The following is a 15755-nucleotide window of genomic DNA, read 5'->3' on the forward strand; positions in this document are numbered from 1 at the left end:
AAATTATAGCATTTACAGGGATTCCTATCCTGTTTGCAGGACATCCGTCACCAATGTGAAACAATCAAACTACTTTCACGAGGAGACAAATCCCTTGACGCGCTTGTAAAGCTCGTCAAGCTTTGACAGGTAATAAGCCACATTCACGTCCGGGTTTTCGGGATCGTATTCCGACAAGAGCTTCGCGCTTTTCCATACAACCGCGCCCGGCTTATCGCCGGTTACGTAATAGGTGACGTAATCCCCCGGGCCGAACTCGCGCCCCGAAGCGATCGCAAGCTCATATCCTGCCTGGCGTCCGCGCCCGGAAGCCGCGGTTTTTTCCTTGTATGCGGAAAGCGGCTCCTGCAAGCGCTCGGTTTTCGCGAGCCTGGCGACGGGAATGGTCATCTCCGCTATGCTTTTTTTGAGATTCGCATAAAGAGCCTCGACCTCATCCATCTTTTCCTGAAGGATAAGCCTGATTGAATCGGCCAGAAAGTCCCTTTGAAAAGGCTCGAGCCCTCGCGATTTCATTCCGCTGCCCTTGATTATCACAGTACCGTCCCGCCGGAGCAGCGCGTAGTTTTTCACCTTGTAACTTAGCATCACCGGATAGCGGCCTTCGATGTCGACGCTGATTCCCTCGGGGAGTGTGCTTTCCAACCGCCCGATTATCGCTTCCACTTCTTCGTCGCTCATTCCTTCCCGCGGCGGGTTGAAATAAATACCGTCAGTGTCCACCTCGATAATCGAACAGCCTTCCGCTTCCAGCCGTTCCATCATTTTGCGCAGGATTTCCTGGCCGGCTCCGGTTACGCGGTTCGCGGCCGAGCCGTCGCCGAAGTACGCGCCCTCCGCTCCGAGATAACCGAAAAAGCTGTTGATGAGGATTTTGAACGTCGCCTGCTGGTTTTCAAGCCGGCGCTTTTCGGATGGATTTTCGGCTTTTTTCTGAGCTGCCTTCGCCAAAAGCCTGCGCTCGCGGAGTTCGGTGAGCATTGCAAGAAACGCTCCAAGCTCATCGGATTCGGGCGCGATTCCGTAGGAAATCATCAAAGACGGATACAGGCTGGCCGCGTCGCAAAGGACCACGTCCTTTATCAGCCCCGTTTTTTTTAGCTCGGTCAGCCCGCCCGTAACTTCGATTTGTCCCTTGAACGGCCTTGGCATCGAATGGCCGCGCCTTAAGTATTCGCGCAGCATCAGCCCGTTGATTTTCATCGCGTTGCCGCGAACGAATATATCTTGATACGCGAACGGCAGCATTTGCGCCTGGTAAAAGTACGGTGCCCCCAGCATCGCGGATATCGCGGCGGTTTCGCGTACGTCATCCAGCGCGTATTCGATCAACCGATCCGGATCGCTTCGCCAAATGGTGCGGATTTCGCTTCCCTCGACGTACGTCCTGTCTTCTCCCGCAATTCCCAGATACTTGGCGACCTCCTTCAGCCCGTAGCTTTCCATCTCGCGTTTCACGAGATCGTAAAACTGTACGAGTATGTACGTGTCCACGAAAGCTCTTCCGGCAACCTCGTACTTCACGTAATCGAACCTGCGCTCCGCCAAATTCAGCCTGCTCTTGTGGCTCGCAACAATAGAGCCGTCCCTGCCCCAGGCGAGCTTGATCTTGTGGCGTTTGGCCCTGGTCTCGATGTATGGAAGGTCAAAGCGGAATATGTTGTGTCCTTCGATTACATCCGGATCCCACTCGCGCACGATTTCGCCGAGCCTGATCAGCATCTCCGATTCGGATAAGTCCCGCCTGGACAAAACCAGCTCCCTCCCTCCCGACATGGACAACGCTATCAAGATAATCTCGTCGCAGGCGCGCTCCGCATTCGGGAATTCATATCCCTCTGTCGTATCCGTTTCGATATCAAGCTGCATCCGGACCACGTCGTCCTCGGTCATTCCGCGGAAATGAGTCGCGCCGGTGCAAACCAGCCCTTGCTGTACAGGATCGGAAAGATACAAGTACTCTTCGGTAACCCGCTTGAAGCTGCCTTTGAACTTGGCATCGATCGCTTTTTTGGCGCGTTCGAGCTCTTTGAAAGTTGCGAATTCCGCTTTGTATCTGTAATCAAGATTGCCCGACAGTGTCGAGATCTCTGCGCCATCCAGAACTGCGGTCATTTCCTCGTGCGCCGCGATCAGAAACGGGCGGAAAATTACATCCTTGTTCGAAACACTCCCGCCGTCGCGGATGTACATCCGCAGAACTTGCCTGCCGTCCGACTCGTGCGACGAAAACGCGACGACGCGCTCCGTATCGTTCCAACCGTAAAGGATTTCGCCGTTTCGCTCTGTCATTCGCGGCCTCCGCCGAAGTTTTCCCCGATTGAGGTTAACACTACCCTGCGAAAGCGTCAACGCGCCGCGGTATAATCGACGCTCGATGAAATACAGATTTGAAAAAGTCGAGCGCAAGATAACTCGAGAGGAAAAGAAGCGCTACGCGCTTGCCGGCATTTTCGCGACTGCAATCCTTATCGCGATTATCTTGTTCATTTACGGCTCGATGTGGATGCGAATCGCGAGCTTCCGCTCTCGCGTAAGCAAGCTGGGTGAGAGCCTGGAAGCCGGAAAATACATGGACGCATGCAACTGGGTGAGGTACCGCGACCGCGCGCAGGCGACCGCGGCCGCCCGATGGGCCGAAGTCGCCGGATACACCGCCGTGATCGAAGATATGGCGATTCTTTCCATGAAACATTCTGCAAACTGGCAGGAATGGACGGCCGATCTCAAGTTCACGCTGCGCGTCGACTCCGGCCCAAACAAAATATTCCTTCGCTCGAAATGGATTCGCGAGGAGAACGAGTGGGTGATGGACCTGAAGGAAACAAAGGAATACATGCCCATGGACAATTCCGAACGCGGCCCCGTGCTTGACCTGCTGAAACATTACAGCAATCTCGATCTCGACTCGATGATTCAATCGGAGAATCCCCCCGGCGAGGGCGATTTATGACTCTGAAGGACGACAAGGAAAGGCGCTTCGCCGCGGGCGTCCCGCTGGTAATCATCACCGGGCTTTCGGGCGCGGGCAAATCAACCGCCATGCGCTGCTTCGAAGATCTGGGATGCTTTTGTGTGGACAACCTTCCACCCGGGCTGGTGCCCACATTTTACGGACTATACAAGCAAAGCATTCCGGCAGGCCCCGGCGCGGCGATAGCGAGCGACCTACGCAGCGGCGCGCTTTTCGCCGATTTTTCGACCATGGTCGAAACGCTGAAGAAGTCCGGCGTGAAATTCGAGGTGCTTTACCTCGACTGCTCCACCGACACACTTATACACCGCTTTTCGGAAGTGCGGCGGCAACATCCGCTCCAACATGGCAGATCCACCGAGGAGGCAATCGAGGAAGAGCGGCGGCGGCTTGAGCCTGTGCGCGAAGTTGCAACGCGCATAATCGACACGAGCGAGCTGTCCGCGGCCGCGCTTCGTGAGGCCATAATCCGGAGCTATGTAAGCCAGGATACGAGCGACGCGATGAAGCTCGAATTCGTGAGCTTCGGATTCAAGTACGGAGTGCCGCTGAACGCCGACTTCGTGTTCGACGTGCGATTCCTTCCGAATCCTTTTTACATTCCGGAGCTTTCGCAGCACACTGGCGAGCATCCGGACGTGTACGACTTCGTAATGAACGGCGAGCTTGCAGAGGAATACTTTAAAAGCATAACCGGCATTCTGGATTTAACGCTTGAAAGTTTCATCAAAGTCGGCAAGTTCAATCTGACGGTGGCTGTCGGATGCACGGGGGGACACCACCGGTCGGTTGCATACGTAAAACGTCTGGCTGATTACTTTTCCGCGCAAGGGCATTCGGTTGCGGTGATACACCGAGATTCCGCCAAGCCGCAAAATTAACCGGCTATTCGTCCGAAAAAAGCTCGTCCAACGACGCGTCTTCCGCGGTGCCCACCCCGAATACCTCTTCGAACAGGCTGACATGGCTGCGGTGGGTCGCGAACTCAAGTTCCTTGCGTCTATCGTCCGGAATCAATTTGTAGTCGGCCATGTATTCTCCGAGCAGCTTAAGCGATTTCACCTGGCGGCTGAACAAATCGTAATCGAGGTTGACGGTTAGATACTCGATCAACCTGTACCTGTTGAGCGTAACGCGTTCCTGCGCCATCCTAACGACCTTGTCGGATTGCGCGAGCCCGGTCTGTTTCGCCTTGATCACGCGCGCATAGATCTCGTTCCGCCGCTCCAGCGGCATATCGGCCGACACCAAAAACAGACTGAAAACCGCCGGCAGCTCGGTTATCCGCACCCAGAATTCGCCCACGTCGTACTTGTGCAAACCTTCCGGCAATCCGAACGCCCCCTCCCCGGAAATCACCGCTCCGTCGCATCTCTCCAAGTCCGTATGCGGATTGCCCACTCCGATTTCGAATCGGTACGGTATTTCCGGAAAAAGCTCCCTAAGCGCGATTTCAAGCATCGTCCGGGAAGTATCCGGCTGGTTGGGAAAGGCAACCGATCTGACTTCAGGAAGCGGCTTTTTGCTTACTAGCAACTCGCTTCCCATCTGAACATACGTTGAAACCGCGACATCGGGGACTATCATATAGTCGCCTTGGAAGTACATCACGGAAGGCACCAGCGCGCAATCCACCACGCGATGCGCCAGAAGATCCGCCGCCCGGTGCGGAAGGTCAACCACAAGCTCCACATCATTGTCCTTGGCCAGGCCGTACTCGAAAAGAATCGCGTCAAGCCTGTGCGGGAGCGCAATTTTAACCTTCGCTTTTTTCGACTCTTCGGTCACGGTCGGATTATATCCGCTGGGCGCAGCCGTTTATACTCAATTCGAAAAGTGCATCGAGCCGCGTTCTCGCTAATCCGCAAATTCCTTGGGTAATTAAATTGACTTTGGGGCAAGGAGCACAAATGAAGCTTAAAGACAGGCTTGACGCAATCGTCGCCCGCTACAACCTGCTCGGCCATCCTTTCTACAAGGCCTGGAGCGCCGGCACGTTGCCGGAATCGGCGCTTAAAACATACGCGGAGGAATACGGCCAGCTCGTGCGGCTTATGCCGCAGGCCTGGCTCACGCTGGGGGATGACGAGACCGTTCGCGAGGAGGAGGAACACTCCGAGCTTTGGGATTGTTTTGCAACCGCGCTCGGCTGCGCGGTCGGGGATTCTGCATCGATTGCCGAGGTCGAATCTTTGGTGGATACGGCCGAGAGGCTATTCTCCCATCCGCTTTCCTGCGCCGGAGCCCTTTACGCTTTCGAAGTGCAGCAGCCGGAGACGGCGAAGTCCAAGCTGGAAGGATTGCTCAAGCACTTCCCGCAGGTGAATCCCGAACTTGCGCTGCCGTATTTCGAGGCGCATTCGCACAACCACCATGAATGCGAAAAGCTTTTGAAAAGAATGGAAGGGGCTTCGCTCGTCGAGGAAGCGGAATACGAGCAGGCATGCGAAGAGATGAGCGCCGCATTGTGGAATGCCCTGTCGGGAATATACGGGAAGCACTGCAGGGCATCCGCGTGAATATTCGACCAAAAGCTAAATCTCTTTGCTTTCTCCTTTAAGCGACCTGACGCGCGTGGCGTCCTGCACCACTTCAAGAATGCCGCGGTAGCGGCCAAGCCCATCGCGCACCGCAATGTATTTCGTATAAAGGAACTTGCCTTCCCGCTCGCCCCAGGTTTCGAAAAAGCCGCGTCTCCCCGCCCGAAGCTCGGCTATCACTTTTTCCAGATCGTCCGCGCTTTTTTCGGTATGGCAATTGCGGATGCCGCGCCCCAGTATCCCCGGCTCTCGCGGGAATATATACTCCCGCTTTTCTGCATAGAAAGCTATTTCATCCCGCTCATCCACGTATGTCAGGTCGGCGGGAATGTGGCCGAGAACCAATCCCGCTTGCTCGCGTGTCAGCCTTCCTGTGGCGAACTCCATCGTTTCGTCATCCGTTTCCCCGGCCGCGCCGAATGCACCGCGCAGCAGCCGAAGAGCGGAACGGTCAGTGTAATCCAGCAAAAGCGGCGTTGCGGAAATGTAGCCCTCGCGTACCGAGCGAAGGTCGCTGCCAGGAGGATCGTCCGCGACAACTTCGTCTCCCGCGATCCAGTAATAAGGCTTGCCCCGCGGATCGTTTCTGGGAAGCACCACGTCCTTATAGTCGCGCCTTCCAAGCGACGTCGCCATCCAGCCTTTTATTTCGGATTCCGGCAGGTCGGGCACGTTTACATTAAGCAGAAGGAACGGCCAGCCCGCCCTTTCGTCATTCGGGCCGGGAACGCGCAGCTTGGTAGGCACCGATGCGAGAGCCTTCTCGGACAACGGCTTGCCAAGGCCGCGGCCGATGCGTGCTACGAGCGAAAGCGTCGCGAGCGCGGCGACGTGAAAGTGCTTCTCGTCCGGACCTTCCAGCGAAATCGCGACGGACGGAATCCGGTACATCGCGCCCTCGATCGCCGCTGCGACCGTCCCCGAGTAGCTCACGTCCTCCGCGGTGTTCCCTCCCTTGTTGATTCCGGACAGAACCAGGTCGGGGCGATTGTCTTTCAGCACCACGTCGACGCCCAGCAGCACGCTGTCCGTGGGCGAGCCGCTGCAGGTGTACGTCGGCACGTCCGGCGCGACGTCCTCCACCTGGTAGAGCCGTAGCGGCTTGTGCAGCGTCACGGCATGCGAGGATGCGGATCGCTGTCCGTCCGGCACGACGACGGTCACCTCGCACCAGGGGGCGAGCACCGTGGCAAGCTCGGTCAGCCCGATGCTGTCCAGCCCGTCGTCGTTGGAGATAAGAATTCGTAATCTGTCATTGCCCACACGCGGATAATATCACCGTTATTGCGTCTATTTGCGTCGCCTAATAATGCCCAAGCATCCCCTGCTCCTTGGCGATGCGCTCGCAAAGCAGGTAAAAAAGCGTCCCGAGAGCGAAATAAACGGCGGAGTTGAACGCCAGGCTGAGCAGGTTCGCCTGCGCTTCCGCACCGCCGAGTGTCCATCCTTCGACAACCAGGCCGCGTAGCAGCGTCATCCCGCGGGCGAGCGGAAACGAATATGCAATCGTTTGCCAGAGCGGGCTTAGCTTTTCGACAGGCGGGAACGCAAGAAACAAAAATCCGAACTGCGCAATAGTGTTGAGCTGTCCAAGCCGCTTGAAAACAAGCTGCAATCCGCCCAGGATCAGCGCCGCGCCATGCACGCCCACCATCGCGAGCGTCACGACCAGAAGCGCGGGCAGCACGTCGAAAGACAGCCAGCGTCCGGTTGTCGCCATTATTAAAAAAAGCAGAATTGCGGTCGCGACAAGCGAATAAAAATAGCCGACTACCGAGCGCACCAGCATAAGATTCACGAACCGGACGGGAGCGAGGAAAAGCTGCTCCAGCGTGCCCGCCATCGCCTCCATTTCGAGGACGACGCGGATTTGATTGAACACCGCTATTGTGAACAGCCACATCGCCGCGCCGATCACCATTCCGTCTATCGTCGAATCCAGGCCCGGCGCGCCGCCCATATTGGCGCTTACGCCGGTGAAGATGCCGAAAAACAGCAGGTAAAGGATGATTACGCCTGCCAGGTAATCCACCGGATAGCGAACGACCATCCAGAACCGCCGGACGAACTCGGACGAAAAAAGCCGCGCGATGTATCCGAGCGAGGTCACTTTGCCTCACCCGCCTTGTCCGAAGGTTTGCCGCTCGTGTAGCTGAGGAAAACGTCTTCCAACCGCGGCGATACTTCCGAAAGCCGCTCCGGAACAACGCCCTGCCCTTCCAGCAGGCGGACAAGCCTTGCCACATTCGAGTCCGGGCCGAGACGCACCCGGATGGCTAGCCTTCCGGGCCGCCGGGTTTCACGGTAATCGAACGGCAATCCGAACAGCGCCCGCTCGACCTGTTCACGATAGTGCACCGGCACTTCGAATTCGTAATCCTCGCGCCGGAAAACGCCGGTCAACCCTTCGACGGTGTCTTCGGCGACAAGCTTCCCTTTGTTGATTATCCCGACGCGGTCGCAGACGGCTTCGGCAAGCTCCATTTGATGCGTCGTGAGAAGGATGCACTTGCCTTCGCGGTGCGCCAACTCCTTGAGTTGCCACTGGATATCGCGCGCGGTGGCGACGTCCAAACCCAGCGTCGGCTCGTCCAATAGCAGAATATCCGGATCGTGCACCAGCGCGACCGCGACCGCGAGCTTCTGCTGCATTCCGCGGGACAGCGTTTGCGCGGTGGCCTTCGCCTTTTCTGCCAGGCCGTATCGCTCCAACAGCGCGGCCGAGCGTGTGCGCGCATCGCGCGCGCGCATCCCGCGCAGCGCGGCGAAGTAAGCGAGATTTTCGATTACCGACAGCCGCATATATACGTTGCGGCTGCCTTCCAGGACCGCACCGATGCGCGTCCGCCCGTCCTTTCGTACGATTCCGCCGGGGAATTCCATGCTACCGGCGCTCGGCCTGACAAGACCGAGAATCATTTTGATGGTCGTAGTCTTGCCGGCGCCGTTCGGGCCGAGAAATCCGTATATTTCACCGGCTTCCACCGAAAGATCAACCGAATCCACGGCGGTGACGGGCCGCGCCCGCGAAAAAAGGACGCTCCGGTATACCTTCCTAAGGCCGTGCGTCCGAAGCTCGTACACGCCGCAATTATACAGGCGGGGCCGCCGCTTCGTGCTAAAATGGCCGCGACGCTCGACCGGAGGAACGATGGAAGTTACCCAAAAGCCTGACGCTTCGCTGCTTAGGCTGCGCGCGCAGCTTGAAAGCGCGGAGCGCGCGGGGCTTGCGCCGTTCGCGATGAAGTCGGGCGACACCGCGGGAAGGGAACACGAAGAGCCGCCGCCGCGCCATCGGACGCACTTCCAGCGCGACTGGCACCGGATCACGCATTGCCAGGCGTTCCGAAAGCTCGAATTCAAAACGCAGGTGTTTACCTTCGGCGAGGGCTACGAAACCGCCCGAAACCGGCTCACGCACACTCTCGAAGTCTCTCAAATAACAACATCAATCTGCCGCGCGCTTGGATTGAACGAGGATTTGGGAACCGCTATCGCGCTTGCGCACGACCTCGGCCATCCGCCGTTCGGCCACGCAGGCGAGGACATACTTCATGAGCTTGTCCGCAGCTTCAACCACAACGTGCACGGGCTTCGCATAGTCCGGCAGCTCGAAATGCGCTATCCGGACTTTCCGGGGCTAAACCTGACGCTCGAAACATTGGAGGGGCTTGAGAAGCACGATACGGAATACGACAAAATCGCTCATCACGAGTTTTTGCCCGGCAAAATGCCGACACTCGAAGCGCAGGCGGCGTCGGTTGCGGACTCCATCGCATATCGCAGCCACGATCTGGAAGACGGGCTTTCCTCCGGCATTTTCGGCGAAAACACGCTCGATGCCTCCGGGCTTGAAATTTGGAAGATGCTCAAGGAAAGGCTGGCCAATACCGAAGGCGAGGTGCGCATGGCGCAACTATCGAGGCACCTGATTGACATAATGGTTGCGGATGTGCTTGCGGAATCGTCGTCGCGGATTAGGGCGGCCGGAGCGGATTCGGTAGATGTGGTTAGGGCGTATCCCGGAGTGCTCATAGCGTTCAGCAACGAAATAAAGTCGGCCGACGCGGAGCTCGGCAAGTTCTTGTATGAGCATTTTTACAGCAACTACCGCGTTTTAAGGCTAACGAACAAAGGCAAGACCATACTTAGGAAAATGTTCGAAACGTTCGCTTCGACACCGCAATTGCTGCCGCCCAATGTATACTTGCGTTACCGGGAAGCCGGCGAAAAGCGAAACGAGGAACCGCTTCGAGTTATCGCCGATTACCTGGCCGGCCTCACCGACAGGCAGGCGACCGACGAGTACGTTCGCCTTTTCGATGTCGGAGCGAAGTGGCAATAACAAGTTCAAAATCGCGCCGGGCGGATTCGCGGCGCGGGAGAAAGAGAAATGAAGCTTAGAAAATTTCAAGATGCACCGCTACGAGGAGCGAGGGTGCTTGTCAGGGCGGACTTCAACGTGCCGCTGAAAGACGGCCACGTGGCGGACGACACGCGGATACGCGAAAGCGTTCCGACCATCGCCACGCTTATCGAGGAAAAGGCCAAAGTGATGCTCTGCTCTCATTTGGGCAGGCCCAAAGACGGGCCGGATCCCGCGTTTTCGCTTGCTCCGGTTGCGCCCGTTCTTGAAAGATTGCTGGACAAAGAGCTTGCCAACCGTGGAGCGCCCCCGGTTTCGGTAAGGTTCGTAAACGACTGCATCGGTTACAAGGTTATCTCCGAACTCAATTCAGTTGAATCGAACACCATACTGCTTCTCGAAAACACAAGGTTTTACCGCGAAGAGGAAAAGAACCAGCCGCTTTTTTCGATGGCGCTTGCGGCGCTGTGCAGCCATTTCGTGAACGACGCGTTTGGAAGCTGCCATCGCGCCCATTCCTCGACTGAAGGCATTGCTCATTTCCGCCCCGCGTACGCAGGTTACCTCGTGCAGCGGGAAGTGCAGTTCTTGAGCAAGGTTGCGGAAAGCCCGGACAGACCGTTCCACGTGGTACTTGGCGGCGCAAAGATAAGCGGAAAGTTGGACGTAATAGATCGCATGATCGAGCTGGCGGACGAGATTTATATCGGCGGCGCCATGGCATTTACGTTCGCCAAGGCGCTCGGCTACGAAACGGGAAAATCGCTTGTGGAGTTCGAGCGCGTCGGCCTCGCCAAAGCGATGCTGGAAAAAGCGAATCAACTTGGCCGGACTATACACCTGCCGAAAGATATCGTGGTAACCGACGATATCGAAAAGCCTACCCGTATTGAAGCCAAACCGCTGGATGCGCTGGGCGCGACGGATATCGGCGTGGACATCGGTCCCCTCACAAGACAGGCATGCGCAAAGGGGCTAGAATCCGCCAAAACCGTTTTCTGGAACGGTCCGATGGGCGTTTTCGAAAAGCCCGCCTTCGCGGACGGTACCAATGCGATTGCATTCGCCCTTGCCGCCCTTCATGCCACAACCGTGGTCGGCGGAGGCGAAAGCGCGATGGCGGTTAAGCAATCCGGCGTTGCGGATAAAATCTCGCACATCTCCACCGGCGGCGGCGCCAGCCTGGAGTTCGTCGAAGGAAAGGAACTGCCCGGCATAAAGATCCTCGAAGAGGACAATCAAAGCAATCCGGCATACCACTTGGGAAACAGATAACAGCGGCATTTGATTGTTGCGCTGAAGCGGCAATACCGATGTTAATCAAAGCCTAACCGAAGCCGCAAACAGGACTGACAACGCTCATTCAGAATTCCGGCGTCGCCAAACGGAATGTATTGCGGCAATCCGAATGGCGCGAATCAACCAACTCATAAGGAGATTCGAATGCGCCTAATAATTGGAATTACAGTCCTGGTATTCGCTGTTTCGCTTGCAGCTGCATCTTGCACGAGCGCAATCGGGACCGACCGGCCCCAGCCCGCACATTCCGCGGAAGAAATAGACGTTCCGGGCGGGCACAATCAGGGCGGCGGAGCAACGCTGTAAACATTCGTCGGCGCAAGAGTGTTGGCCGATGTTGACAACTTGCATGAAACCTGGGTATAATTGCCTCCAGCTCATAAAGGAGGTGATCCAGTAGATGCATGACTGTACGAGCGAGGTGGGCGAGGCCTAGTCAGGCTGAGCCTCGGCCCGCAGTGCTGGGTCACCTGCCGGGCTAATCCAACTCGACCCACCTAGGGGACGCCGAAAGGCGTCCCTATTTTTTTTTTCTTTAGAACGCCTTGTCGCCCAAGTACTTGCCCTGAATCCCCAGCATTTCCTCGATGCGCAGCAGCTCGTTGTACTTTGCGATGCGGTCGGTGCGGCAGGGCGCGCCGGTCTTGATCTGCCCCGTGTTCCAGGCGACGGTCAGGTGCGCGATCGTAGTGTCCTCGGTTTCGCCGGAGCGGTGGCTGATGACGGCCTTGAATCCCGCCTTGTGGGCCATTTCGACGCATTCCGCAGTCTCGGTCAGCGTCCCGATCTGGTTCACCTTGACCAATATTGCGTTGGCCGCGGCGCGCTGGATTCCTTCCGAAAGACGCTCGGTGTTCGTCACGAACAGGTCGTCGCCGACGATCTGGATTTCGCCGCCGATCCGCTTTACCAGCTTTTCAAAGCCTTCCCAATCGTCTTCGGCGAAACCGTCCTCGATTGACAGGATTGGATATTTGGCTGCCCAGTCCGCCCAGAAATCCACCATTTCGTCTGTGGACAGCTTTTTGCCGCCCTCGCCTTCGAGAACGTATTTGCCGTCGTGGTAAATTTCGCTTGCTGCCGGGTCGAGCGCAATCGAAATATCCTGGCCCGCCACGTAGCCGGCTTTTTCGATGCCTTCAAGGATGCATTCGATTGCCTCGGCGTTGGACTTCAGATTCGGCGCAAAGCCGCCCTCGTCGCCGACGTTCGTCGCGTAACCTTTGCCTGAAAGCACTTTCTTGAGCGAGTGGTAGGTTTCGGCACAAAACCGCAATGCCTCGGAAAAGCTCGGCGCACCTACGGGAACGATCATGAACTCTTGGAAGTCCACGTTGTTGTCGCCGTGCTTCCCGCCGTTCATCACGTTCATCATCGGTACGGGCAGTACATGCGCATTCGGCCCGCCGAGATACTGGAAAAGCGGGATTCCGATAAAGTTGGACGCCGCGCGCGCGACCGCTAGCGAAGTCGCTATCGTGGCGTTCGCTCCCAATTGCGCTTTGTTGGGCGTACCGTCTATCTCGCGGAGGATGTAGTCAACCTCGCGCTGGTTCGTCGCGTCGCAACCGATCAATTCCGGCGCAATCTTGTCGCGGACGTTGTCCACCGCGGTTTTGACGCCCTTCCCGCCGTACCGCCCCTTATCGCCGTCGCGAAGTTCGACGGCTTCGTGGCTGCCCGTGGATGCGCCGGATGGTGCGATGGCGCGGCCAAGCGTGCCGTCTTCCAGAAAAACGTCCACTTCGACGGTGGGATTGCCGCGCGAGTCGAGGACTTCGCGGGCGGTTACCTGCGCAATCGTGGTCATGTTCGGCCTCCTTGAAAGAATACCGGCGAGATCTACCTGCATTCCTCGCCCGCAAGCATAATAACGTTTCTTGATTATGCTTTAAAGCGCGCCTATTTATACCCCATATCCCGCAGGACGGCTTGGGCAGCCGCCAATCTTGCCGTCGGCACTCTATATGGGCTGCATGAAACGTAATCCATCCCGACGCGATGGCAAAATTCTACCGTAGCGGGATTGCCGCCATGCTCGCCGCAGATGCCGACCTTAAGCGTGGGGCGCGTCTGCCTGCCCAGCTCGATCGACATCTTCACCAGCTTGCCGACCCCGGCGAAATCAAGCTCCGCGAACGGATTGACGGGGTAAAGCCCCATATCCACGTACAGCCTTAAAAACTTCTCCTCGGCATCGTCGCGGCTGATACCCAGCGTCATCTGCGTCAAGTCGTTGGTTCCAAAGCTGAAAAACTCCGCGGACCTTGCGATTTCGTCCGAGGTCAGAGCCGCGCGCGGCACTTCGATCATCGTGCCGAACAGGTAATCAATGCGCCTTCCCTTTTCCTTCATGACGGCCTCGGCAACCGCCCGCAGGTCTTTCTCGACGCGTTCAAGTTCGCTTATGCTCCCGATTAGCGGGATCATTATCTCTACGCGTGTTGATTGTCCTTTCTTTTCCACTTCGATCGCGGCTTCGATTATGGCCCGCACCTGCATCCGGTTGATTTCCGGATAGATTATTCCCAGCCGGCAACCGCGGAATCCCAGCATCGGATTCGCCTCGTGCATGGACTTCACCCGCGCGCGAAGGTGCGATTCTTTTGCCGCGCGCTCGGATTTATCCATAATGCCCGCGGTGAAATTCTTTATTACTTTTTCGAGCGCGGCTTCCTCGCTCGGCAGGAACTCGTGAAGCGGCGGATCCAAAAGCCGGATCGTCACAGGATAGCCCTTCATCGCCTTGAATATGCCCATGAAATCATCGCGCTGGTATTCGAGCAGTTTCGCCAACCACTTTTCGCGCTCTTCCGGCGTGTCCGAAAGGATCATCGACTGGACAAACGGGATGCGCTCCTCGTCAAAGAACATATGCTCGGTGCGGCATAGTCCTATGCCTTCCGCGCCGAACTCGATCGCCTGCGTCGCGTCTTTGGGCGTGTCCGCGTTCGTACGGATTTTTATCTTGCGCTCCGCGTCCGCCCAGGACAGAAATTCTTTGAATTCGCTCCCGATGCCCGCGGGAATCACCGCTACTTCGCCGGCAAAAACCTTTCCCGTCGTCCCGTCAATCGTCAGAGTATCTTTATCCGTAAGCGTGTGGTTTGCGACGTAAACCTTGCGCGCTTGTTCATCGATTTTGATATCCCCGCAGCCCGCGACGCACGGCTTGCCCATCCCCCCGGCTACGACCGCTGCATGGCTTGTTTTGCCTCCGCGCGACGTAAGGATTCCCTGCGCCGCCGCCATTCCGTGGATATCCTCCGGCGTCGTTTCCGCCCGCACGAGGATTATCTTTTCGCCTTTCCCCGCCCGTTCGACGGCCTCGTCCGCGGTGAACGCGATTTTGCCTTTCGCCGCGCCGGGACTTGCATCCACGCCCGATGCCACAGGCCGCGGATTTTTCGAGTAGTCGATCTGCGGCAGCAGCATTGTGCGCATGACTTCCGCATCGACGCGCATCAGCGCCTCGCGCCTGGTGATGAGTCCTTCGCGCACCATGTCCACCGCGATTTTGACCGCCGCAAGCGGGCTGCGCTTGCCGCTACGCGTCTGCAGTATGTAAAGCTTCCCGCGCTCGATCGTGAATTCCAGATCCTGCATGTCGCGGTAGTGCTTCTCAAGCTTCTTCGCTATCTCCTCAAGCTGCTTCGCCTGCTTCGGAAAAACCTCGCGCAGCTTGCTGATGTTTATCGGCGTGCGGATGCCCGCGACCACGTCCTCGCCCTGCGCATTCACCAGGAAATCGCCGAAAAGCCCCTTGTCGCCGGTGTTCTTGTTGCGGCTGAACGCGACTCCGGTTCCGCAGTCGTCTCCCATGTTTCCGAACACCATCGCCTGCACGTTGACCGCGGTGCCGAGATCGTGCGGGATGCGGTTCAGCTTGCGGTACGCGATCGCGCGCGGGCTGTTCCAGCTTCGGAAGACCGCGATTATCGCCATTTCGAGCTGCTCGAACGGGTCTTCCGGAATCGCCGCGCCGTGATTTGCAAGAGCATCACGATACTGCTCTATCAGCTTCGAAAGATGCTCCGCCGTCAGCTCGTGGTCGAAATGGAGCTTGTGCTTCTCCTTCATCGCCTCGATCAGGTCGTCGAAAATCCGGACGTGGATTCCCAGCACGACGTCGGAGAAAATCTGAATGAACCTACGCTGCGAGTCCAGGACGAACCGTTTGTTGCCGGTTTCCGCGGCCAGCGCCTCGACGGTCTTCGAATTCAGTCCGAGATTCAGAATCGTATCCATCATCCCCGGCATGCTGAACTTCGCTCCGCTGCGCACGCTTACCAGAAGCGGATTCTTCGAGCCGCCGAATACGCGTCCGGTCTTTTGCTCAAGTTCGTTGACGCGTTCCTTTACTTCATCAATCAACCCTTCCGGGCACACTTCGCCGCCTCGGTAATATTCCCTGCAGCAGTCGGTGGTGATAATGAATCCCGGCGGGATAGGCAGCCCAAGCGCCACCATCGACGCAAGGTTCGCGCCCTTGCCGCCGAACTTGTCCTTGTTCGTGCCTTCCGCATCCTCGAATAGATACGCCCAGCGAGCCATGAAGTCCTCCGAAGTAAGACAG

The 15755-nt window shown here is 57.4% G+C and carries 13 protein-coding genes; 6 read left to right on the forward strand and 7 right to left on the reverse strand.

Annotated features, from left to right (window positions below; genetic code table 11):
* Positions 1 to 75 precede the first annotated feature (75 nt).
* A complete protein-coding gene (locus tag HRF49_05750) occupies positions 76 to 2292 on the reverse strand; it encodes a DNA polymerase II (GenBank protein MEP0814153.1) in 2217 nt (738 codons plus the stop codon).
* Between the two features lie 85 nt (positions 2293 to 2377).
* Here HRF49_05750 and HRF49_05755 point away from each other — a divergent pair, with 85 nt between their 5' ends.
* Both HRF49_05755 and rapZ read left to right on the forward strand, forming a co-directional pair.
* Complete coding sequence (locus HRF49_05755) at positions 2378 to 2953, forward strand: hypothetical protein (GenBank protein ID MEP0814154.1); 576 nt, start codon at positions 2378 to 2380, stop codon at positions 2951 to 2953.
* On the forward strand, positions 2950 to 3855 hold the full coding sequence (gene rapZ, locus HRF49_05760; protein MEP0814155.1) for an RNase adapter RapZ: 906 nt from the start codon (positions 2950 to 2952) through the stop codon (positions 3853 to 3855). The genes HRF49_05755 and rapZ overlap by 4 nt, the downstream gene beginning before the upstream one ends.
* A gap of 4 nt (positions 3856 to 3859) precedes the next feature.
* Here the strand turns inward: rapZ and HRF49_05765 are convergent, their stop codons facing one another.
* Positions 3860 to 4762 carry a hypothetical protein gene (locus HRF49_05765; GenBank protein MEP0814156.1) on the reverse strand — a complete coding sequence of 301 codons (903 nt, stop codon included), beginning with the start codon at positions 4760 to 4762 and terminating at the stop codon, positions 3860 to 3862.
* A 122-nt stretch (positions 4763 to 4884) separates the two neighbouring features.
* On the opposite strand from HRF49_05765, the gene HRF49_05770 reads away from it, so the two are divergent.
* The gene (locus tag HRF49_05770; protein MEP0814157.1) at positions 4885 to 5493 is read left to right on the forward strand and encodes a hypothetical protein; all 609 of its coding nucleotides are present in this window, start codon (positions 4885 to 4887) and stop codon (positions 5491 to 5493) included.
* Positions 5494 to 5508: 15 nt separating this feature from the next.
* Here HRF49_05770 and surE read toward each other — a convergent pair whose 3' ends face one another.
* Genes surE through HRF49_05785 form a run of 3 tightly spaced genes read right to left on the reverse strand, consistent with a single transcriptional unit; the run spans position 5509 to position 8520 of the window.
* Positions 5509 to 6777 carry a 5'/3'-nucleotidase SurE gene (gene surE / locus HRF49_05775; GenBank protein ID MEP0814158.1) on the reverse strand — a complete coding sequence of 423 codons (1269 nt, stop codon included), beginning with the start codon at positions 6775 to 6777 and terminating at the stop codon, positions 5509 to 5511.
* Between the two features lie 40 nt (positions 6778 to 6817).
* Positions 6818 to 7624, reverse strand: coding sequence for an ABC transporter permease (locus tag HRF49_05780; protein MEP0814159.1), 807 nt, complete (start codon positions 7622 to 7624; stop codon positions 6818 to 6820).
* A complete protein-coding gene (locus tag HRF49_05785; protein ID MEP0814160.1) occupies positions 7621 to 8520 on the reverse strand; it encodes an ABC transporter ATP-binding protein in 900 nt (299 codons plus the stop codon). Before HRF49_05785 ends, HRF49_05780 begins: the two co-directional genes overlap by 4 nt.
* A 145-nt stretch (positions 8521 to 8665) precedes the next feature.
* Between HRF49_05785 and dgt the strand changes: the two genes are divergently transcribed.
* The 3 genes from dgt to HRF49_05800 all read left to right on the forward strand — a co-directional run bounded on the left by dgt (position 8666) and on the right by HRF49_05800 (position 11485).
* The gene (gene dgt, locus HRF49_05790; GenBank protein ID MEP0814161.1) at positions 8666 to 9859 is read left to right on the forward strand and encodes a dNTP triphosphohydrolase; all 1194 of its coding nucleotides are present in this window, start codon (positions 8666 to 8668) and stop codon (positions 9857 to 9859) included.
* A 48-nt stretch (positions 9860 to 9907) separates the two neighbouring features.
* On the forward strand, positions 9908 to 11155 hold the full coding sequence (locus tag HRF49_05795; protein ID MEP0814162.1) for a phosphoglycerate kinase: 1248 nt from the start codon (positions 9908 to 9910) through the stop codon (positions 11153 to 11155).
* Positions 11156 to 11323: 168 nt separating this feature from the next.
* Positions 11324 to 11485 carry a hypothetical protein gene (locus HRF49_05800; protein ID MEP0814163.1) on the forward strand — a complete coding sequence of 54 codons (162 nt, stop codon included), beginning with the start codon at positions 11324 to 11326 and terminating at the stop codon, positions 11483 to 11485.
* Positions 11486 to 11714: 229 nt separating this feature from the next.
* On the opposite strand, the gene eno is transcribed toward HRF49_05800, so the two are convergent.
* On the reverse strand, positions 11715 to 12989 hold the full coding sequence (gene eno, locus HRF49_05805; protein ID MEP0814164.1) for a phosphopyruvate hydratase: 1275 nt from the start codon (positions 12987 to 12989) through the stop codon (positions 11715 to 11717).
* A 92-nt stretch (positions 12990 to 13081) separates the two neighbouring features.
* Entirely contained in the window at positions 13082 to 15733 is a 2652-nt protein-coding gene (locus HRF49_05810) for a pyruvate, phosphate dikinase (protein MEP0814165.1), read from the reverse strand.
* Between the last annotated feature and the right edge of the window lie 22 nt (positions 15734 to 15755).

Source organism: bacterium, assembly GCA_039961635.1.
Lineage (GTDB): Bacteria > 4484-113 > 4484-113 > JAGGVC01 > JAGGVC01 > JABRWB01.